At 38.9% G+C, this 22,028-nt stretch carries 19 protein-coding genes, 1 tRNA gene and 1 CRISPR repeat array; of the genes, 6 read left to right on the forward strand and 14 right to left on the reverse strand.

All coding sequences use genetic code 11. The features are described 5' to 3' along the window. The first annotated feature begins 6 nt into the window (after positions 1 to 6). The 4 genes from BEN71_RS13205 (at position 7) to BEN71_RS13220 (ending at position 4,868) form a co-directional block, all read left to right on the forward strand. Positions 7 to 1,272: a D-alanyl-D-alanine carboxypeptidase PBP6B gene (locus tag BEN71_RS13205; protein WP_068975426.1), complete on the forward strand. Its 1,266-nt coding sequence runs from the start codon at positions 7 to 9 to the stop codon at positions 1,270 to 1,272. A 143-nt stretch (positions 1,273 to 1,415) separates the two neighbouring features. Next, on the forward strand, positions 1,416 to 2,702 hold the full coding sequence (locus tag BEN71_RS13210; protein WP_068975427.1) for an NAD(P)/FAD-dependent oxidoreductase: 1,287 nt from the start codon (positions 1,416 to 1,418) through the stop codon (positions 2,700 to 2,702). Positions 2,703 to 2,846: 144 nt separating this feature from the next. Continuing rightward, on the forward strand, positions 2,847 to 3,329 hold the full coding sequence (locus BEN71_RS13215; RefSeq protein WP_068975428.1) for an FKBP-type peptidyl-prolyl cis-trans isomerase: 483 nt from the start codon (positions 2,847 to 2,849) through the stop codon (positions 3,327 to 3,329). Between the two features lie 96 nt (positions 3,330 to 3,425). Then, a complete protein-coding gene (locus BEN71_RS13220; RefSeq protein ID WP_068975429.1) occupies positions 3,426 to 4,868 on the forward strand; it encodes a cryptochrome/photolyase family protein in 1,443 nt (480 codons plus the stop codon). 28 nt (positions 4,869 to 4,896) lie between these two features. Here BEN71_RS13220 and BEN71_RS13225 read toward each other — a convergent pair whose 3' ends face one another. Further along, positions 4,897 to 5,355, reverse strand: coding sequence for a hypothetical protein (locus BEN71_RS13225; protein WP_068975430.1), 459 nt, complete (start codon positions 5,353 to 5,355; stop codon positions 4,897 to 4,899). Between the two features lie 247 nt (positions 5,356 to 5,602). Between BEN71_RS13225 and BEN71_RS13230 the strand changes: the two genes are divergently transcribed. Then, positions 5,603 to 5,678: transfer RNA gene (locus BEN71_RS13230), tRNA-Asn, on the forward strand. 48 nt (positions 5,679 to 5,726) lie between these two features. Beyond that, positions 5,727 to 8,698: a CRISPR direct-repeat array (repeat unit 28 nt; unit sequence TTTCTAAGCTGCCTACATGGCAGTGAAC). Between the two features lie 202 nt (positions 8,699 to 8,900). Here the strand turns inward: BEN71_RS13230 and miaE are convergent. From miaE to BEN71_RS13290, 12 genes are all read right to left on the reverse strand, one after another. Next, positions 8,901 to 9,557, reverse strand: a complete 657-nt coding sequence (gene miaE / locus BEN71_RS13235) for a tRNA-(ms[2]io[6]A)-hydroxylase (RefSeq protein WP_068974730.1) — start codon at positions 9,555 to 9,557, stop codon at positions 8,901 to 8,903. 64 nt (positions 9,558 to 9,621) lie between these two features. Beyond that, positions 9,622 to 10,347 (reverse strand): pyridoxine 5'-phosphate synthase, encoded by a 726-nt coding sequence (gene pdxJ, locus BEN71_RS13240; RefSeq protein ID WP_068974731.1) that lies wholly within the window; start codon positions 10,345 to 10,347, stop codon positions 9,622 to 9,624. Between the two features lie 42 nt (positions 10,348 to 10,389). Beyond that, positions 10,390 to 11,109 carry a DNA repair protein RecO gene (gene recO, locus BEN71_RS13245; RefSeq protein ID WP_068974732.1) on the reverse strand — a complete coding sequence of 240 codons (720 nt, stop codon included), beginning with the start codon at positions 11,107 to 11,109 and terminating at the stop codon, positions 10,390 to 10,392. Positions 11,110 to 11,151: 42 nt separating this feature from the next. Next, positions 11,152 to 11,343, reverse strand: a complete 192-nt coding sequence (locus BEN71_RS13250) for an NF038104 family lipoprotein (protein WP_068974733.1) — start codon at positions 11,341 to 11,343, stop codon at positions 11,152 to 11,154. Between the two features lie 29 nt (positions 11,344 to 11,372). Then, positions 11,373 to 12,401 carry a GTPase Era gene (gene era / locus BEN71_RS13255; RefSeq protein WP_068974734.1) on the reverse strand — a complete coding sequence of 343 codons (1,029 nt, stop codon included), beginning with the start codon at positions 12,399 to 12,401 and terminating at the stop codon, positions 11,373 to 11,375. Positions 12,402 to 12,406: 5 nt separating this feature from the next. Next, on the reverse strand, positions 12,407 to 13,099 hold the full coding sequence (gene rnc, locus BEN71_RS13260; RefSeq protein ID WP_068974735.1) for a ribonuclease III: 693 nt from the start codon (positions 13,097 to 13,099) through the stop codon (positions 12,407 to 12,409). Beyond that, the gene (locus tag BEN71_RS13265) at positions 13,071 to 13,445 is read right to left on the reverse strand and encodes a DUF4845 domain-containing protein (protein WP_068974736.1); all 375 of its coding nucleotides are present in this window, start codon (positions 13,443 to 13,445) and stop codon (positions 13,071 to 13,073) included. The genes rnc and BEN71_RS13265 overlap by 29 nt, the downstream gene beginning before the upstream one ends. A gap of 306 nt (positions 13,446 to 13,751) precedes the next feature. Then, positions 13,752 to 14,606, reverse strand: coding sequence for a signal peptidase I (lepB, locus tag BEN71_RS13270; protein ID WP_068974737.1), 855 nt, complete (start codon positions 14,604 to 14,606; stop codon positions 13,752 to 13,754). Between the two features lie 21 nt (positions 14,607 to 14,627). Beyond that, the gene (lepA, locus tag BEN71_RS13275; RefSeq protein WP_068974738.1) at positions 14,628 to 16,445 is read right to left on the reverse strand and encodes a translation elongation factor 4; all 1,818 of its coding nucleotides are present in this window, start codon (positions 16,443 to 16,445) and stop codon (positions 14,628 to 14,630) included. 171 nt (positions 16,446 to 16,616) lie between these two features. Further along, entirely contained in the window at positions 16,617 to 17,168 is a 552-nt protein-coding gene (locus tag BEN71_RS13280) for a GNAT family N-acetyltransferase (RefSeq protein WP_086322787.1), read from the reverse strand. Between the two features lie 26 nt (positions 17,169 to 17,194). Next, positions 17,195 to 17,638, reverse strand: a complete 444-nt coding sequence (locus BEN71_RS13285; RefSeq protein ID WP_068974739.1) for an acyl-CoA thioesterase — start codon at positions 17,636 to 17,638, stop codon at positions 17,195 to 17,197. Positions 17,639 to 17,777: 139 nt separating this feature from the next. Further along, a complete protein-coding gene (locus BEN71_RS13290) occupies positions 17,778 to 19,178 on the reverse strand; it encodes a Do family serine endopeptidase (protein ID WP_068974740.1) in 1,401 nt (466 codons plus the stop codon). Between the two features lie 224 nt (positions 19,179 to 19,402). Between BEN71_RS13290 and nadB the strand changes: the two genes are divergently transcribed. Further along, complete coding sequence (gene nadB, locus BEN71_RS13295; protein WP_068974741.1) at positions 19,403 to 21,055, forward strand: L-aspartate oxidase; 1,653 nt, start codon at positions 19,403 to 19,405, stop codon at positions 21,053 to 21,055. An 84-nt stretch (positions 21,056 to 21,139) separates the two neighbouring features. On the opposite strand, the gene BEN71_RS13300 is transcribed toward nadB, so the two are convergent. Continuing rightward, on the reverse strand, positions 21,140 to 22,027 hold the full coding sequence (locus BEN71_RS13300) for an arginase family protein (RefSeq protein ID WP_068974742.1): 888 nt from the start codon (positions 22,025 to 22,027) through the stop codon (positions 21,140 to 21,142). Position 22,028 lies beyond the last annotated feature (1 nt).

A 22,028-nucleotide genomic window follows, 5' to 3' on the forward strand; every position in this document is an offset into this window, starting at 1 on the left:
AATCTGTTGAAAATATTCGCGTCTTTCGTTGCGGTTGTGGGCTTAGTCTGTTCCACGCTTGTCAATGCTGCTCTACTAAATATTAATCCGCAATCTGTTGAAGCTGAAGCTTGGACCATATTAGATACGCAAACGGGTCAAACCATTGCAGAATATAATAGTCATGTCCAACGTGCTCCCGCTTCAATGACCAAGATGATGGTCGCTTATATCGCTTTAAAAGAAATAAAAGCGGGACATCTTAAAAAAGAAGAGATTATTACCGCAACACCTGTTGTGCAAATGGTGCAATGGGATGAATCCCAAATGTATCTTAAACAAGGTGAACAGATTTCAATTGATCAATTGCTAGCAGGTTTGATTGTCATGTCTGCCAATGATGCAGCGGTGACATTGGCAGAACGCATTTCAGGTGATGTCCCTACCTTTGTCGCACGTATGAACAAAGAAGCACAAGCTTTGGGGATGAAAGACACTCACTTTGCCAATTCACCTGGTATCACCATGCCAGACCATTTCTCATCTGCGCATGATATGGCTCTTCTTGGGCAAGCTGTTACTATGCAAACACCTGAATATATGCATTATTCAGTGATGCCTAGTTTTAGCTATAACCAACGTTTTCATCACGCGACCAATTTAGTTTTAAAGTCTGACCCTAGTGTCGACGGTTTAAAAACAGGTTTTACCAAAGCCGCTGGATACAACTTAGCCTTAACTGCACACAGACCTTCTGGTGTAGAGGAATCACCCGATCGTCGTTTAATCGTGGTGGTCATGGGTGCAAAAAATGCTATCAAACGTGCTGAAATCGCACATAAACTTTTAAACTTAGGTTATGCCTATACCCGTGATGAAGTTGCGATTAAAGACAAGCAATTAATCGCAAAACTTCCTGTGATTAAATCAACGTTGAAAATGTTTAAAGTAGAAGCGAAGAAGCCACAGTTAGTGACTACATCATTATATAACGATCCTACACCAATTGATTTGATGACGTTTGATGTGGTGAATAGTCGTGTGATGAAGACTGACCTAAATGGAACTTTGACTGCTGTTGAACCACTGACAACCACACAAACTCACTTGAATGTTCAACTGAATGAAACAGCACTTACAGCACCTTTAGAAAAAATTATGCATCTGGCTAAAGTGAATGTATATCAAGACAATCAATTGATTCAAAGCTTTGATATTGAAGATGAAGTTCATATTGAACAGGCTTCATGGTTTGAGCGTTTACTGGAATGGTTAAGCTCATTTTTTAAATAGTGAATCAACTTCAGATAAAACCAACTAAAACAGTTAGATTTATTGTAATTATGTAACTTGTATTACAAAAAAAACCGAAAATACAAATGAGGATGGCATATTAAACCATCCTCTATTTTTATAACTACTATTAGGTTTTTTCTATGTCAAATCTTCATCATATCGTGATCGTTGGTGGTGGCGCAGGTGGATTGGAGTTGGTCACACAACTCGGTGATACGCTCGGGAAAAGTAAAAAAGCAAAAATTACTTTGGTCGATCAAAAGCTTACTCACATTTGGAAGCCCTTATTGCATGAAATTGCAGCAGGCACAATGAACCCGAGTGATGAAGAAACCAATTATTATGCACATGCGGCAAAACATCATTACGAATTTGTTTTAGGTCGCTTTGAACAACTCAATCGTGAAAACAAAACCATCGTTCTCAGTAAAACACAGTCGGGGAAATACGACTCAAATCAAGACTCAATTGAACTCAGTTATGACACTTTAATTCTTGCTGTCGGTTCGATTTCCAATGACTTCAATACCTCAGGTGTAAAAGAGTTTTGTCATTATCTAGACAGTCGCCAACAAGCTGAAATTTTCCAACAAGATTTACTGCATTTGTATTTAGATGCGCAAAATAAAAATATCGACCGTGAATTGCAAATCGCCATTATTGGCGCAGGTGCAACTGGTGTTGAACTTTCTGCGGAATTGGTTCAAGCCAAGCAAAATTTTTATAAATATGGATTAAATAAAATTAATCCAAACAATGTCAAAATCACACTCATTGAAGGCGCAGAACGAATTTTACCTGCTCTCTCTGATAAAATTGCTGAACATGCAACACATCAGTTGAAACGTATGAAAATTGATGTCCTTACATCAAAGCGTGTTGAAAAAGTCGATGCAGATAAAGTTTATTTCAATGATGGTACTTCTGTCGATGCACAGCTCAAAGTTTGGGCGGCTGGAATTAAAACACCAAAAGTCATTGCAGATTTAGAAGGTTTTGAAAAAGACCGTATGGGACGAATCAAAGTCTTTGCAACGCTTCAAACTCAGGCTGATCCAAACATCTTTGCTTTTGGTGACTGTGCACATTGTATTTTAGATGCTCGTGAAGCCCCGCTTGGTCCACGTGCGCAAGTCGCAAGCCAACAAGCAGCTTTTCTTGTTGATGCGATGAGTGCTCGCTTAAAAGGTCGCCCACAACCAATGTTCCAGTTTTCAGACAAAGGTTCATTGGTTTCGCTCAGTGAAAATAAAGCTGTGGGTGAATTACTGGGACAAGTCAATGTTCAAGGCTTTGTGGCAAAGTCGATGTACGTTTCATTGTATCGTATTCACCAAGCGACCATTTATGGCTATGCCCATGCAGGTTTATTGACGGCTAAAGATTTTGTTACACGAAAAATTGCGCCAAAAATTAAATTGCATTGAAATTTAACATTTCGCCCTTATTAATGATAAAACGCTCAAAATACAGCTGAAAATGCAATTTTTTAGTAATTTTAGTCTACAAAAATTGCATTTCACTTTATGATGTAAGCTTAAAATTTTTCGATTACCGAATGGATCAATAACATGACTGCTATTGCAAATAACAACGTGGTTTCTTTCCACTATACGTTGACTAACGCAGAGGGCGAAACTCTAGACAAATCACAAGGTGAACCACTTGCTTATTTACACGGCGCAGGTAACATCATCCCTGGTTTAGAAAAAGCTTTAGAAGGTAAAACTGTAGGTGACAAATTTACAGTAACGATTCCAGCTGCTGAAGGTTATGGCGAATATAACCCTGACCTTGTTCAAGAAGTTCCAGCGCAAATGTTCCAAGGTGTTGAAAACATCGAAGCGGGCATGCAGTTCCAAGCTCAAACTGATGACGGTGTTCAAATCGTAACAGTTAAAGCGATCGAAGGCGAAAACGTAATCGTTGATGCTAACTTCCCATTGGCAGGTCAAGACCTTACTTTTGAAGTTGAAATCGTTGAAGTACGCGATGCTTCTCCAGAAGAATTAGAACACGGTCATGTACACAGTGCAGGTGGTCATCACCACTAAGATCTGACCGATCTGATCAAAAGGCAAAGTTTTTACTTTGCCTTTTTTATGGATGAAAATATAAGATTAAAGTACGGACGAGTATAAAGAGTAATGATGCAACGACAACTCATTTGGTTTCGCCAAGACTTACGTATCCAAGATCATGCTGCACTTTGGCATGTAACCCAGTCTGGACACACCACTGCCCTCATTATTTTTTCGCCTGAACAATGGAGAATTCATCATGATGCTCCGATTAAAATCGACTTATATTTACGTCAAATTGAACAGCTTAAACACAGTCTTGAATCACTCAATATTCCGCTGATCATCAAAATTATTCCTTTATGGAAAGACCTTACCCAAGAGATTCTCAAACTTTGTTATGATTTAAATATTGAAAATGTACATGCCAATGTTGAATGTGGTATCAATGAACTGAATCGTGATTTTCAAATCCAAAAAGCACTCAATCAACATCACAAAGACCTGATTCTGCATCATGATCGAAGCATTTTCCCTATCGGTTCGATTCGTAATAAATCCAATCAACCTTATCAAGTGTTTGGTGCATTTAAGAAATATTGTTATGAACAGTTCAGTATTTCAATTCCACACTGCTATCCCGAACCTGAAATTCAACAACCTATAGCCTTAGAAAAATTAGACCATTTAGAAATAGCAAATCATTCGAATATTCCAACATTAAGCGATCTTGGTTTTGATGATGTTGATCATCCACATACCCATTATCCAGTTGGTGAAAAATATGCTCATGAATTATTAGATCAATTTATTGCAGACCAAGTTCAACATTATCAAGCTGAACGTGACTTTCCAAATATTCAAGGGACGAGTCAGCTTTCTGCATATTTAAATATCGGGATACTTTCAATTCGCCAATGCTTGAATGCCCTATTCCGCGATCAGCAAGGTTATTTCCATATTGACAATATTGGGCAACAAACGTGGTTAGATGAACTGCTATGGCGAGAGTTTTATCAACATATTTTGTTTGATTTTCCACGTGTTTCAAAGCATTTACCGTTTAAAGAGATGACTCAAAAACTTCAATGGCGTGATGCACCTGAAGACCTTAAAGCTTGGCAAATGGGACTTACAGGCATTCCGATTGTCGATGCAGGCATGCGCCAGCTTTTACACACAGGATGGATGCATAATCGTGTGCGGATGATTGTTGCGATGTTTCTCACTAAGAATTTACTGATTGATTGGCGTTCGGGCGAACAATGGTTTATGCAACATTTGATTGATGGAGATTTGGCAGCCAATAATGGCGGTTGGCAATGGTGTGCGTCAACAGGTACAGACTCCGTTCCCTATTTCCGTATTTTCAATCCTATTAGCCAATCACAAAGATTTGATGCACAAGGTGATTATATTCGGCAATGGGTTCCTGAATTGGCACATTTAGATGCAAAATCTATTCATGAACCTTATGCGAAACATTTGAATATTGAGCTGAATTATCCAAAACCGATTGTAGATTTAAAACAAAGTCGAATCCGTGCAATTGAAGCTTTTAAGCAACTTTAATCACTTAAAAGCTTCTATTGTGCCTCTTTCAACCGACACGTTGATACGTATTTAATTGTTCAAGTATTTGTTTTACTGGTCGTTCGATTGATTCAAAGTAACAGTAATATTTAAATACGCTGTCTAATGCAACATAAATGATTTTTTGTTCTGAAACTGACCAAACTTGTGCATGATTTGAACCTGACAAGGTACTGCCACTGAGTTGAAATAAATATAAATCTTGTTCTCGTTGCGGTGCTTTTTCATTTTCGTATTTATTGATATTTGATAATATACGGTAATTTTTATTAATCAGCCATTTTTCACTGAACCACAATTGTAGCAAGTCACCTAAGCATAATTTTTTTTCAGAAAATGGCCAAACATCGAGATGAGCATGCTCAACTTCTAGGTAATATTGTTCAGGGTTTTGTAGAATAGACAAATAATTGTCTTGATAAAAAGAGAGGTTTTCAAAAATTTGAGAAATCGTAAGCGTATTCATTCGCTGTCTCCTATTTAGCCATTTTAGTGCTGGCAAGTTGGTTAAATCCACACGGTTTAAGCATTGCTTAAACTCACTTTATGAATTTAATCTAACAAGCAAATTTAGCTGTTGCAAGCTTTTCAATTATTTTTTCTGAAAGTTTTCAGTTTTTTGCTCAAATTAAAAGCATATAACTAAAAAATGAAGCCAACATGACAATTAAGGCTTGACCCCTTTTTAAATCTCCTTATAATCGCATTCAGATTCTCCAATAGCTCAGTCGGTAGAGCGACGGACTGTTAATCCGCAGGTCCCTGGTTCGAGCCCAGGTTGGAGAGCCAAATACTAAAAAGCCCACTCATTACGAAGTGGGCTTTTTTTATATCAATACTTTAAACTGCCTACATGGCAGTGAACCAGTTTATTTCTCTCTCATTGTGCCAAATACATTTCTAAGCTGCCTACATGGCAGTGAACCCAAATATTCACGAGAGGGAATATCACCCCATTTTCTAAGCTGCCTACATGGCAGTGAACGCGGTGCTACATACTGCGAAAGACCGCCTCAATTTCTAAGCTGCCTACATGGCAGTGAACCACTATGGCGGCGCAATGTTCACGTCTACATTTTTCTAAGCTGCCTACATGGCAGTGAACTTGCTGAAAGTCTGGTTTACTCGTTTAGAAATTTTCTAAGCTGCCTACATGGCAGTGAACACCACTGGTTTAATGGTGATATTCGCGATTATGTTTCTAAGCTGCCTACATGGCAGTGAACATTAAAATATGCACAAGTTCACTATCTCTTAAATTTCTAAGCTGCCTACATGGCAGTGAACCAAAGAATCATCAACTGGATCTTTATATCCTTTTTCTAAGCTGCCTACATGGCAGTGAACACTGCAAGATCGCCCAAAAGGCTTTCTGTTAAATTTCTAAGCTGCCTACATGGCAGTGAACTGCTTAAGTCTTTTAAAAAAGAGATTCCTGCTTTTCTAAGCTGCCTACATGGCAGTGAACATTTGCTGTGCTTCATAAATATCAACAACACATTTCTAAGCTGCCTACATGGCAGTGAACTACATCGCTAAGCGAATTGCTTTGATGCCTTTTTTCTAAGCTGCCTACATGGCAGTGAACTCGGACTTAATAATCTTAAATATTTTTCCACTTTTCTAAGCTGCCTACATGGCAGTGAACGTTTTCCGAGTTTTAAAACGACATTTTCCGATTTTCTAAGCTGCCTACATGGCAGTGAACTGCAACTTATACAAATGATGAAATTCATCTAATTTCTAAGCTGCCTACATGGCAGTGAACCCGTCAAAGTCATCATGTGCAATATCGACACGTTTCTAAGCTGCCTACATGGCAGTGAACCTGTTTGTGTTGCTGCACTAATGAGATTACGTTTTCTAAGCTGCCTACATGGCAGTGAACTTACAGATTATTGTACGCATAGAAGTCTTACTTTTCTAAGCTGCCTACATGGCAGTGAACCACCCGATGGAATGTTCTTAACTTGGGCGCATTTTCTAAGCTGCCTACATGGCAGTGAACCACCCGATGGAATGTTCTTAACTTGGGCGCATTTTCTAAGCTGCCTACATGGCAGTGAACATAGAAATTGCTTGGCATGCTGTGACAATCACTTTCTAAGCTGCCTACATGGCAGTGAACCTCCGCACTATCAGGAAGCGATGTGTACATTATTTCTAAGCTGCCTACATGGCAGTGAACTGTAAGCCCATCGACATTCACGTCATCCCATTTTTCTAAGCTGCCTACATGGCAGTGAACTTGAAAGTCGCACCGCGTCATGTTGCCCTTGTTTTCTAAGCTGCCTACATGGCAGTGAACTCGGACTTAATAATCTTAAATATTTTTCCACTTTTCTAAGCTGCCTACATGGCAGTGAACGGTTTTCGCACTGTTATACTAATTGTTCCATCTTTCTAAGCTGCCTACATGGCAGTGAACATTTAGAGTGGCAACCGCAACCAGTTTCAAGCTTTCTAAGCTGCCTACATGGCAGTGAACGTAAATCAAACATGCCTACTTTAGTTGATTCATTTCTAAGCTGCCTACATGGCAGTGAACGTCGAGATATAGACCCGATATAGAACTTTAGGTTTCTAAGCTGCCTACATGGCAGTGAACAGACGATAAAAGTGTTCTCGAAGCTATCGAACTTTCTAAGCTGCCTACATGGCAGTGAACGCAACAAGTAAACCGATATAAGTCAAAATATCTTTCTAAGCTGCCTACATGGCAGTGAACGCAACAAGTAAACCGATATAAGTCAAAATATCTTTCTAAGCTGCCTACATGGCAGTGAACAGCAATTCTTGCTCTTTATCATTCATTCTTACTTTCTAAGCTGCCTACATGGCAGTGAACCTCTTCATACGATAAAAGCCCGCAACACGGCGTTTCTAAGCTGCCTACATGGCAGTGAACTAATCAATTGCGTATAAAAAAGCCACCATTAATTTCTAAGCTGCCTACATGGCAGTGAACAAGTCAGACTGAAGTCAATCTTTATACGAACATTTCTAAGCTGCCTACATGGCAGTGAACGAATATCAAATCAGTTCTTTAAATTAAATTGATTTCTAAGCTGCCTACATGGCAGTGAACTGATGTATAGAATGCGCTGAATTGCGTTTTAATTTCTAAGCTGCCTACATGGCAGTGAACCCGAAAATTACTTGATAGGTTTCCCAAAACAGTTTCTAAGCTGCCTACATGGCAGTGAACCATCAAAAAGATGAAAAATCATTTTGGGATAATTTCTAAGCTGCCTACATGGCAGTGAACGCCACATTGACAAAGATCAGCGACCAATCTATTTTCTAAGCTGCCTACATGGCAGTGAACACAGCAACACCGTTATGCGGACTTATCCATCGTTTCTAAGCTGCCTACATGGCAGTGAACGCCAGATGGAGTTGTAATTGTGTCGTCATTAATTTCTAAGCTGCCTACATGGCAGTGAACGTTACTGGCACGCAAAGTGATCCAGTTAAGATTTTCTAAGCTGCCTACATGGCAGTGAACATCCTGATGGTTGTTTTTATCTGAAAGTCGTTTTTCTAAGCTGCCTACATGGCAGTGAACTGCCAATCCATCATAGGCGCAACGGATATACGATTTCTAAGCTGCCTACATGGCAGTGAACCCCAAGATGTTTTTGATGCTCATTTTGATGCATTTCTAAGCTGCCTACATGGCAGTGAACGAATGATGTAGCAAAAACACTCGATCTGACATTTTCTAAGCTGCCTACATGGCAGTGAACTTGGAATAAGTGTTTTATAGGGATGGTTGGCATTTCTAAGCTGCCTACATGGCAGTGAACAGTAAAACTCTAACCACAAACAAAATAAAAACATAGAGTTATTTCAAAAATATGCAAAATACCCAAGTTTTTTATTCAACTTGCAAGTTATTGATTTATATAAGCTGTTAAAGAGTGCTTAAAATATTGGGGTAAAAACTTGGCTTTGTCAAAACAAAAAAAGGAAGTGTCACCACTTCCCTCTCTTTAAACATTTAAAACATCAAGCAACAGCTTTCATCGGTACACCACTATGAAAGCGGAATAACTTATCTGGACTTAAAATTAATTCTTTTTCCACTTCACGAATCAACTCAATCCGTTGTTGAATATCCTCTTCAGGATCTTTCAACTTCGCAGTTTTGGCAACATCCAAAGCCAAAGTCAAATAATCTTCATAATGACGAGATTCAGACTTCAACAAATAACGATAATAACGCCCTAACTCTTCATCAACAATCGGTGCTAAAGCATAAAAACGCTCACACGAACGTGCTTCCACAAAAGCACCTATCACTAAAATATCAATCAAAGCTTCAGGCTCATAAGTACGGATTTCCTTACGCAAACCACCTGCGTAACGACCTGCACTTAAACCCTGCCACTCTTGACCGCGTTTGGTCATAAACTCTAAAACTTGCTCATAATGCAACATTTCTTCACGAACAAGTTGCGCCAACTTCACTTGCAAATCGGTAAAAAAACTATAGCGGAACATCAAATTCATGGCTGTTCCTGCCGCTTTCTTTTCACAGTTTGCATGATCTTGCATGAGTAATGGGAGATTGTTCAATGCCTCATCCAACCAAGCTTTTGGCGTTTCACAGCCTAAAAAAGCAATCACTGGTTGCATCAGTTCATCATAATTCAAATTTGACATGATCAATATTCAATAAGGTAAAACAAAAAATAACTAACTTTAAAAAACCAACTTACAAAAACAATTAACTTGCTGCTTGAATCGTAGCTTTCATATCTTTCACAGCTTGTTCTAAGCCAACAAAGACACTTTCAGCAATAATCGAGTGACCAATATTCAACTCATAAATTTGTGGAATTGCCGCAATTTCTGCAACATTTTTCAGGTTCAAGCCATGCCCAGCATTCACCACTAAACCTTTAGAAGCAGCATATTCAACACTTTTGATAATGCGCTCTAATTCATGGTGATGCGTATCTTCATCATAAGCTTCCGCATAAGCACCTGTGTGTAATTCAATCGTTGGTGCACCACATGCAATTGCAGCATCAATTTGAGCAAAATCAGGATCAATAAATAACGATACATCACAGCCAATCGCAGTAAGTGCCTGAGTAGCAGCTTTTACATCCTCAAAATGACCAACCACATCCAAACCACCTTCCGTAGTCACTTCTTGGCGCTTTTCAGGCACAAAACAGACATGATGCGGTTGAATCTCTTTGGCAAAAGCAACCATTTCATCAGTCACAGCAATTTCCAAATTCATTCTCGTCTTCAACACAGGACGCATACGACGCACATCATCATCTTGGATATGACGACGATCTTCACGTAAATGTAGTGTAATGCCCTCTGCCCCTGCTTGTTCGCAAACCAGTGCGGCTTTCACAGGATCAGGATAAGTTGTACCACGCGCTTGTCTGAGTGTTGCAACGTGATCGATGTTTACACCTAGCAATGCAGCCATAACATTTTCCTAATGAACAATAAATGAAAAACTAAAATGAAATTAACGACTCAATGATTTAGATTGAGCATTTTGAATCCAAAGTTGACGACTTTTCAAAGGTCGATCACCCAGTAACGATGTGATCATCTGTCGATACAGCTTGGCTAATAATTGTAACTGTTCTGAACTAAAATCCATACCCTTTTCATAATTTGCCATACTGAGAATTTGCTGTCCTAGCAATGTCGCGGATGAGCTATGCGCAACGGGAATAAAACCATCAGACAACTGAAATTGATAACGCTGATTTTCAACAATTTCATGCTGATTTGAATCATGCGCATAATCTAAGGGATAACCCAATTCTTCTAATAATGCATGTTCAAACTGACGTAAAATTTGTCTTAAAAATAAATCCGCTTGTGAATGATCAGCTAATTTTTGTAAATGTTGTAAAGTTAAATGATATTGCTCAAAAGTCTCAGGCATTTCCTGCTCAAGCGGACATAAGCGAAGAATAATCTCATTTAAATAAAAACCTGAAAAAAACGCATCACCATAAAAGAATACAGGTTGATTAAGTATTTCCAGTTTAGAAAAATTTTTAAGCTCAGATTTACCTGAAGCCGTTAATGTAATGGGTTGATATTGAGGGGGTGGTGTTTGACGGAGAATACCATCGACACGCCCATGCTCTTGCGTAAACAAGTGGACGATATGACTACGTTCTCTGTACTTACGATGATGAATTAAATAACCATGTAAAACTTCATTACGCATAAATCAGTGTTTCACTCACACTGAAATGATGATTCATCATAATCAATCTTTTTTATTATCTTTTTCTTCATCTTCGTCATCACCATCTGGGATGACTGCACCTACGACAGCGGCTGTCCCTTTGACAACCCCTTTCGTAGTTTTATAGGCAACTTTTACAGGAACTGTAACGAGTTTATGTACACAACCTTGAAGCATGAAAATACATGTCACGATAGCAATTACTTTGATCATTACAGTTTTATTCCTTTAAAATTTAGCGATTAAATATCGCTATAACCTAAACTTTTCAGTGCACGTTCATCATCAGACCAACCACCTTTTACTTTCACCCAAAGTGTGAGCATGATCTTTTGTTCGAACATTTTTTCCATGTCGACACGTGCATCCATACCGATTTTTTTCAGCTTAGCACCTTTTTCACCAATTACGATGGCTTTTTGTCCAGGGCGATCAACAAAAATAGTCGCATCGATATAAGTACACGCTGCTTTAGGACGACCCGTTTTTTCATTAATGGTCGCCTCTTCCGTTTTAAATGATTCAATTTGAACCGTTAAATCATAAGGAAGTTCTTCACCTAACTGGCGCATGATTTTCTCACGAATGATTTCACTCGCAAGGAAACGTTCAGAACGGTCTGTTAACTGTTCTAGCGCATATAGTGGTGGTTGGAATGGAAGATATTTTTCAATGGTATTACGCAAATGATCTAAATTTGCACCACGTAGCGCAGATACAGGAACAATTTCAGCGAAATTCATTAATTTTGCACGTTCTTGAATCAATGGCAAAGCATGGTTTTTATTTTCCAGTGTATCAATTTTATTGATCACAAGAATCACTGGCATATCTGCATTTTTCAGCTTTTCCAATACCAACTCATCGTTCTGAGTCCATTTGTCTGCATCTAAAACAAATAAAACCAAATTGACATCACGCAATGCAGAATGCGCTGCACGATTCATCATTTTGTTAATGGCACGCACTTCTTTCTTGTGCATCCCTGGGGTATCTACAAATACCGCTTGTGATGTCTCACGGCTGTCGATTCCGACAATTTTATGGCGAGTAGTCTGTGGTTTACGCGAAGTAATCGATAACTTTTGACCCAAGATATGGTTCATCAAAGTCGATTTACCCACGTTTGGGCGACCTACAATTGCCACAAATCCACTTTTATAATCCGCAGGAATTTCTGTCCCTTGCGAACTAAAAAACTGGTTAATTAAGTCATTGCCGTTTTCAGACGGCTCGTGATCAGCATCGTTGTGATCGGAATGTGTATTCATGCAGTTTACTGCTCCAATAGCTTTAAAAAATCCGCCGCAACTGCCTGTTCTGCAAAGCGACGGCTCGATCCCTCACCCATCATTTTAGGTAAGCCATCTACGGTACATTCTACTTTAAAATGTTGATTCGGTGCATCACCCTGAATATCTACAACCTCATAAATCGGCAAATGTTTTTTATGAGCTTGTAGATATTCTTGCAAGCGAGATTTTGGATCTTTCAATTGATCCGTTGGCTCAATATTTTCAAGGTAAGGTTCATACCACTTCAGCACGATTGAACGCAATAATGGTAAGTCCTGACTATCGGTATAAATCGCACCAATAATTGATTCAACCGTATCTGCCAATATTGACTCACGATGATGACCGCCAGATTTCAATTCACCTGTACTGAGAATTAAACTTTTACTAAGGTTTAAATCATTGGCAATTTTACCCAAGGCTTCTTGACGCACCAAAGTTGCACGCATACGCGTTAAGCGACCTTCGTTTTCCTGAGGGTATTCATGATAGAGATAATTCGCAATAATCATCCCAAGCAATGAATCGCCTAGAAACTCTAGGCGTTCATAATTGTATTTGTGACTCACCGAGCGGTGTGTCAGCGCGAGCTGTAATAACTCGTATTGTTTAAACTGATAACCAATTCTGCTTTGTAAGCGAGGATCACTTACTTTCAACTGACCTTTTATCAAAACTCTTCTCGAATGTGAGGACTAAATCAATATTCAGCATGAAAGGCTTTCGCACTTCATATTTCTTAGTCACTTGTAAACCATCTTTTGTTGATACTTTCGCAATATCCTCGAATTTAACATCTCGAATATTATTCATATCAAACTTTTGTCCCATCTTGGAACTAAACTGTGTTGGTGTAATATCATTTGGGCTGTTTGATACCAATTCAGCAATTTGCTTATTGATCGCATTATCATCCCAATATAATGGCCATACAGCAACTATGATCTTCAATAGAAATGCTGCAGCAATTATCCCCACTAAAATTCCAATATATGAAGCGCCTTGTTGATTTTTACGCATTTTTTATATCCAACAGGTAAAAGAATAATCCTTAATTCCAATTGAAAATAATGACGTGGAATGATCAATTGGATTGATTCAGACTGTTTCACAACCTTCAATAAGGTATAGACTTTTGAACAATTAAATTTATAAATTTATCAAAAAATCTAAGATGCTTATTATCCTTAAAATTCATGCAACTTACTAGTTGTAATTATTTGTTATCGTGTTTTTTCTTACAAAGTGACAAAAACTGGGGTTTTAGTAGATAAAAATAAAGATCAATAAAAATTGATCTTTATTTTAAACTTGGACATTGTGCTCTTAGTTAATTGCACCATTACGGCTAAATGATGGAACTTTCAGACCTGGTTCTTTGTGCATCCACACATAGATTGCATGACCTGTTAAGTTTTCTTCAGGTACAAAGCCCCAAAAACGACTGTCCGCACTTTGGTCACGGTTATCACCCATCGCAAAATATTGACCTTTTGGTACGGTCACTTCCCAACTTTGCCCATTGGTTTTGACAAAGCGATCGTTAGCAGTAGCAACATACGGAAGGTCTTGTTTTTTCTGCGCATAGTTAAATGCTGTAACCAGTGTATTTTGACCTTCAAGTAGGCGAACTAAATGCTTATGTTCACCCATTTTTTCATAGTAATAGATCGACTTTGGCGTATCCAAAATATCTTTTTCACGACTGAACTCAGTCGGAATCTGCTCGACATTTTTACCATTGATGATCAATTGACCATTATTAAATTCAATATGATCGCCTGGTAAACCAATAATACGTTTGATATAGCTGATTTTCGGATTTTCAGGATAACGGAAAACGGCAACATCACCACGCTGTGGCTCACCAACATCGATAATCTTGGTATTGGTAATCGGTAAACGAACGCCATATTGGTATTTATTGACCAAAATATAATCACCTGTTTCTAAGGTTGGAACCATAGAGTCAGACGGAATATTAAACGGTTCAAAAAAGAATGAACGCAGCACTAAAACCACTGCAAGCACTGGCCAGAAGTCGTAAGCCCATGAAATGATAAAATTTTCATTCCCCTTACCTTTTGTTGCACGTTGCTTCAAAACAAACTTATCCAGCAACCATAAGCCGAAAAAGATAAGCGTCGCAGGTACGAGAATTAAATTAAAATCAAAATCCATGAGCAATCAGACCTCTAGTTTTTATCTGTCTACTTTTAACACAGCAAGGAACGCTTCTTGTGGAATTTCAACACTTCCCACTTGCTTCATACGTTTCTTACCTTCTTTCTGTTTAGATAACAGTTTCTTCTTACGTGAAACGTCACCACCATAACACTTCGCCAATACGTTTTTACGCATCGCTTTCACTGTAGAACGTGCAATAATCTGTGCACCAATGGCAGCCTGAATTGCCACATCAAACATTTGACGAGGAATCAAGTCTTTCATTTTTTCTACCAATGCAATACCACGATGACGAGCATCTTGACGATGGCAAATCATGGCTAAGGCATCAACCTTATCACCATTAATTAACACGTCCACCTTAACCAAAGATGAAGACTCAAAGCGTACAAAATTGTAATCGAGTGATGCAAAACCGCGCGAACAAGACTTTAATTTATCAAAGAAATCCATCACCACTTCAGCCATTGGGATTTCAAAGGTAATTGACACTTGGTTTGCCATAAATTTCATGTCTTTTTGCACACCACGGCGCTCAACACATAAAGTCATGACATTACCCAAGTAGTCTTGAGGCACGAGAATATGACATTCTGCAATCGGTTCACGTAAATCTTCAACTGTTGAACCATCTGGCATTTTTGACGGGCTGTCGATGTATTTAGTATCGCCATTTTTCATCAATGCTTCATAGATTACGGTCGGTGCAGAACTGATCAGGTCTAAATCGTACTCACGCTCTAAACGCTCTTGTACGATTTCCATGTGTAGCATTCCTAAGAAGCCACAACGGAAACCAAAACCTAAAGCATCTGAGCTTTCAGGTTCAAAAAATAATGCAGAGTCGTTAATTTGTAGTTTGTGCAAAGCTTCACGGAACGGTTCAAAATCACTAGCATCGATCGGGAACAAACCTGCGTAAACTTGAGGTTTAACCTTTTTAAAACCAGGTAAAGTAGCAACTTCTGGTGTTGTTGCTAGGGTAATCGTATCCCCGACTGGCGCACCAAAAATGTCTTTGATTCCAGCAATCACAAAGCCAACTTCACCAGCTTCCAAAATACCTGTTTCAGTGTGTTTTGGATTAAAAATACCGACAGAAGTAATGATGTGCGTTTGGCCTGTTGATTTCATCAACATCTTGTCGCCTTTTTTCACGCGACCTTGTTTCACACGGACTAAAGACACAACGCCTAAGTAGTTATCGAACCAAGAGTCAACAATCAACGCTTGTAATGGTGCATCACGATCACCTTCTGGTGCAGGAATCACATTGACCAATGTTTCTAAAACACCTTCAATACCTAAACCTGTTTTCGCAGAACAAGTCGGTGCTTCAGTTGCTTCAATTCCGATGATGTCTTCAATCTCTTGAATCACACGCTCAGGTTCTGCCTGGGGTAAATCAATTTTATTTAAAACTGGAAGAACTTCTAAACCTTGCTCAATCGCGGTATAGCAGTTTGCAACAGACTGTGCTTCTACACCTTGCGCAGCATCCACGACCAATAATGCACCTTCACACGCCGCTAGAGAACGTGACACTTCATACGAAAAGTCCACGTGTCCTGGGGTGTCAATAAAGTTCAATTGATACTCTTGACCATTTGGATGAGTATAGTACAAGGTCACCGAAGTTGCTTTAATGGTGATCCCACGCTCACGCTCCAATTCCATAGAATCGAGAACTTGCGCTTGCATTTCACGATCTTGCAAACCACCACACGTTTGAATAAAACGGTCAGCAAGTGTCGACTTTCCGTGGTCAATATGCGCGATGATCGAGAAGTTTCGGATATTTTTAATATCAACAGATTTTTTAGCTTGCGCCATGGGCTACCTTGAACAATGAATAGCGCTATGTATGAAAATTAAAACTACATAGCAAAAGCGTTTATGAAATTGGCACGGATTATAGCAGAATGGCGTTATAGGAAAAGGATTATATTGTGCTGAATATTGAAAGAATTTAAGACTGATTCAGCTCGGAAAAAATAATACGCACTATTCAAAATCTAGTTTAAAAATCTGTCGGGCACTAATCTCTAAATTTAAACGAATTTGTTCAGCGACTTTTGATTTAACTTGTTGAAAACCATGCTTCAAAAGCAGATTCATCGAGCCTACATTTCCCTCATACACTTCAGCAACAACAAAGCTGATTTTCTTTTCAAATAATGGTTGGGTTTTGAGTTCCATTAAAATTCGACGCAAAACTTCCGACATATAGCCTTTTTGCCAATAGTCGGGATGCAGCTCACATCCGATCACAACACCATATTTACCCTCAACCTCAAGCACACGATTTACCCCAAAACTGCCAATAACTTGACCTGTTTTTAAACGAATCGCATAACGATACCCCAGATGATTTCGATATTTTTGAGAAACCCTTGTAATCCAGTCCTCTGCTTGTTTGAACTTGGTAAATTGGGTATCTCCATAATATTTCATCACCAAATCATTGGTAAATAATTCAAAATAGGCGGCAGCATCATGTTGTTCAATTTCATTGAGAATTAGACGTTCAGTCATTAATGTTTTTAAATTATCCACAATGCCTCACCCACACTTTTAAATGATTATTTTCCTGTTAAATCAAATGGATCTACTTCAGCATCAATCGGTTGATACGCCTGAATAAAAGTCGGTGACATACGTTTAGGACGACCAGTGGCTATTTCTATACATGCCCACTTGGTATTGCCTGTAAATAAGAGACTTTTGTCTTTGGCATTAAAAAAGGCATATTGGCGGAATGAATACAAAGCATTGATGTCATATAACCAAGTGCGCAAAATGATTTCATCATCTATCAGCGCAGCTTTACGATATTGCACATGATGTTCAATCGCCACCATGGCATGCTTCATTTCAAGATATTGCTCTAAGCCTACACCTAATTGTTCAATATGTGCTGATGCAACATCTTGCATCCACTGTATATACACCACATTATTCACATGACCTAAAACATCGATATGTTCTGGTTTAACTTGAATGGTTAAATCAAATAATGAACTCATGTGACATTTCCTTACCCTGATAATCTTTTAAAAATACTTTAATTTTTAAAACTATTTAATCTTCAATTTTGAATACACGGATATTTTTGCATAAAAAAGCCACTCTTTGAGTGGCTCATTCGCATCAAAATCAATTCTATTATTGAATACGTAAACCAATCATCGCATGTTGTCCTTCACGAACAATCGCCACACGCGCGACGGTATTTTTTTGCAAGTCAGCAACTGCCTCGACAAAATCGTTGGCAGTGTCCACTTTCTTATTATTCACTTGAGTAATAATATCACCTGCTCGAATACGAGACTGTGCAGCAAGACCACCTAGTGTAACATCCTGAATGAGTACACCACCTTTGACACCAGATTTAGTTTTCTCTTGCTCTGTTAAGTTGCGAATAGCAACACCTAATACAGGTCCTTTGCGTGCCTTTGTGGCACTTTGTACCGCATCTTCTTTTGCAGGCGTATCATCAGGAGCAACGGTTAAGGTCGCAGAAATCACTTTTGGCTTATCATCACGTAATACTTCTAGACGAACTGATTGCCCTGGTTGAGTACGATTCAGATAGTTTAACAATTCAGATGTACGAGAAATTGGTGAACCATTGTATTTCATGATCACATCACCAGATCTAAACCCTGCTTTTGCCGCAGGAGAATCAGGCGCAACTTGGGTAATCAATGAACCTTCCGGTTTATCTAGTTTATAAGCTTCTGCTAAGTTACGATCAATATCTTGCAACATTACGCCCAGATAAGAACGGGTGACTTTACCATTCTTTTTCAGTTGATCGACGACATCCATTGCCACATCAATTGGTATGGAGAATGACAAGCCCATATAACCACCCGTACCACTAAAAATACGAGAGTTCACACCGACCACTTGCCCTTGTTGATTGAACAATGGACCACCAGAGTTACCTGGGTTCAAGGCCACATCGGTTTGGATAAATGGAACTGAAGTTTCACCCATCATATTACGTGACTTGGCACTGACAATCCCTGCTGAAGCTGAATAGTCAAAACCAAACGGGGAACCAATCGCGAGTACAGGTTGCCCCACTTTAAGCTGGTCAATATTTCCAACGGACAATGATGGGAAATTATTGCCTTCAACTTTTAATAATGCGACATCGGTACGTTCATCACTACCAACGACTTTCGCATCAATCTCACGACGATCGTTGAGCATGATGGTCACTTTAGATGCATCTTCTACCACATGATGGTTTGTCAATAAGTAACCATCTTTACTGATAAAAAAAGCACTACCGTACGCTGTTTTTTCTTGTGGTGCACGTTGCTGTGGAATAATGATCTGATTACCAAAGAAACGTTTTAAAATTTCAGGAACTTGTTGTTGTAACAATTCTTCCTGAGATATTTTTTTAACAACATTGACACTCACAACCGCAGGGCTGACTTGTTCTACCAAGTTTGAAAAATCAACAGGTGTCGAAGCTTGAACTTGTGATGTTGCCGCAGCGACAGTAAAGACTGCTGCATACATTCCCTTTTGTACTAGACCATTACTCATTTATCACGAACCTACATCTTGTGTTTTTACTTAAAAATGTTTGTAACATACTATTTGATGTCTTTGCGTAATAATATGTTTTCATTTTTTTATAAAACAAGACTTTACTTAATTATTTCTTAAAAGTCCTTATATCTAGTATTTAGACTAAAATCTGACACGTATAACTATTGTAATTTGTTCAAAAAAAGAGTGTTATAAGCAGACTTTTTTGAAATTAGCTGATGGACATGTCTAATTTAAACACAACACATCAATTTGATGTGATTATTGTGGGTAGTGGCGGTGCTGGTTTAAGTTTAGCTTTATCCTTGCCTGAACATTTTAATATTGCTGTTTTAGCCAAATCGACACTGACCGATGCGAGCACCTATTTTGCTCAAGGTGGTGTTGCTGCTGTTCTCGATGAAACAGATTCTATTCAACAGCATATTGATGACACTATGATTGCAGGTGCGCAATTATGTGAATTAGAAGCAGTGAAACATACAGTTGAAGGTGGTCGCCCGTCTGTAGACTTTCTGCTCAATCACGGTGTGCAATTTACTTTAGATGAAGATGAACAATTGCACCTTACTCGTGAAGGTGGGCATTCTCAGCGCCGTATCATTCATTCGGCAGATGCAACAGGTAAAGCGATTTCAACCACACTGGTTCAAAGAGCGCAAGAAAAGCAAAATATTCATATTTTTGAGAATTACATCGCAGTTGATCTCATTACCTTACATAAATTAGGTCATACCCAACAAGAGAATCGTGCTGTCGGTCTATATGCCTTAGATGAAAAAACTGAAACAGTACATACATTCTTAGCACCATTTACTGCCCTCGCCTGTGGTGGTGCAATGAAAGCTTACCTTTATACCTCTAATCCTGATATTGCCACAGGTGATGGGATCGCGATGGCATATCGTGCAGGCTGTCGTGTAGCGAACATGGAATTTAACCAATTCCACCCAACTTGTTTATATCATCCGCAAGCGCGTTCATTTTTAATCACAGAAGCCATGCGTGGCGAAGGTGCATATTTACGTTTACCTGATGATGAACGCTTCATGCTCCGTTTTGATGAGCGTGCTGAACTTGCCCCGCGTGATATTGTTGCACGTGCGATAGACTATGAAATTAAGCGCTTAGGCATACGTCATGTCTGGTTAGACATCACACATAAGCCTGCTGAATTTGTTAAAGAGCATTTCCCCACACTTTATGCACGTTTAATGGAACTCGGAATCGACATTACCAAAGAGATGATTCCTGTTGTTCCGGCAGCACATTATACTTGTGGTGGCGTCGTGGTTGATGAGCATAGCCAAACTGATCTTGCTGGCTTATATGCGATTGGCGAAACGTCTTATACGGGTTTACATGGTGCAAACCGTATGGCAAGTAACTCTCTTTTAGAATGTTTTGTCTATGGAATGAGTGCAGCCAAAGATATTGAAGCAAAATTTGGACAAGCTTTTAATCTTCCAACTGTCCCTGAATGGGATGCGTCTCAATCGACCAATCCAGATGAAGATGTCGTAATTCTGCAAAACTGGGATGAATTACGTCAAACCATGTGGAACTATGTCGGAATTGTTCGTACCACCAAACGTCTACAACGTGCCTTGCATCGTATTGAGATGCTGAAAAAGGAAATTACGGAATATTACCAAGACTATCATGTCAGTAAAAACTTGATTGAATTGCGTAATTTGGTCATGGTTTCTGAAATGATTGTACGTTGTGCAATGGAGCGTAAAGAGTCGCGTGGTCTACATTACACCTTAGACTATCCAGAGCTTTCACCTGAGTTAAGAAAAACAGTACTCACACCGCCTAACTTTACCGTAGAAACTCCATTGGTGAATGAAGAGCTTATTGTTTCTTAATATTTTTATTGGTCAATTTAAAGTGCCTTCTCTTTACAGAGGAGGCACTTTTTTATCGACAATACATTCATTTTAAAAATACTTCTATTCACCATAATACACTTGATACGCACTATGAAAAGTTTGTGTATGCAAAGCAGTTAAGTCACCCAAGTCTTGATAGCCTCCCGCCAAAACAAACATGATCGGAATCCCTGCTTTTTTTGCCATATTAAAGACCATTTCATCGCGTTTCTGGATCAATTCAGTTGTGAACCACGCTGAACCATAAGGATCGGCTTGATGACAATCCATACCTGCTTGATAAATAATAATATCTGCTTGCCATTCATGTGCCTTTTGAAAAGCTTCATGCAATGCCATCAGATACTGCGCAAAACTTCCATTCTTAGTATGTACATGGCGACTTTCAGCCCGTTCATAAGTTGGATAACCAAAAGCCAGACCATAAATACTAAAATTATATAAATTATTATACTTACGGGTAAATTCAGCGGTACCATCCCCGCCATGTTGGTCACAATCTAAGATAAAAATTCGTTTATTCGGATATTGCTGTGCAATCAGAGCCAAACCATTAAAAGTACAAAATGAACCACCGTATTCAGGTCGCGCATGATGAAAACCTTGCGCAATATTTGCAGCAATCCCATGTTCAAAAGCCAATTCTGTTGCCATTAGTTGCCCTGCATTAATGGCTAAAACCGCATCACGTAACTGCTCATTCCACGGTTTAAACCCTGCAAAAGTTGCAAGCTTATTGGGCTGACCAGTCATAAAAGCTTCGACATATTTAGGAGAATGTAATGCTTTTAAAATCTCAGGGTCTAATATTTTTGGTTCGTGAAATTCAAAATTCTTCACGTTATTTTGATTAAATTGCTGTAATTGCTCTGCAACAGCAAGCAGTTTTTCCATGCTATTGGTATGCGTTTGAGCAAAATAGCGTGGCGAAAAACATACATTTAACATA

Source organism: Acinetobacter wuhouensis (assembly GCF_001696605.3).
Classification (GTDB): Bacteria; Pseudomonadota; Gammaproteobacteria; order Pseudomonadales; family Moraxellaceae; genus Acinetobacter; species Acinetobacter wuhouensis.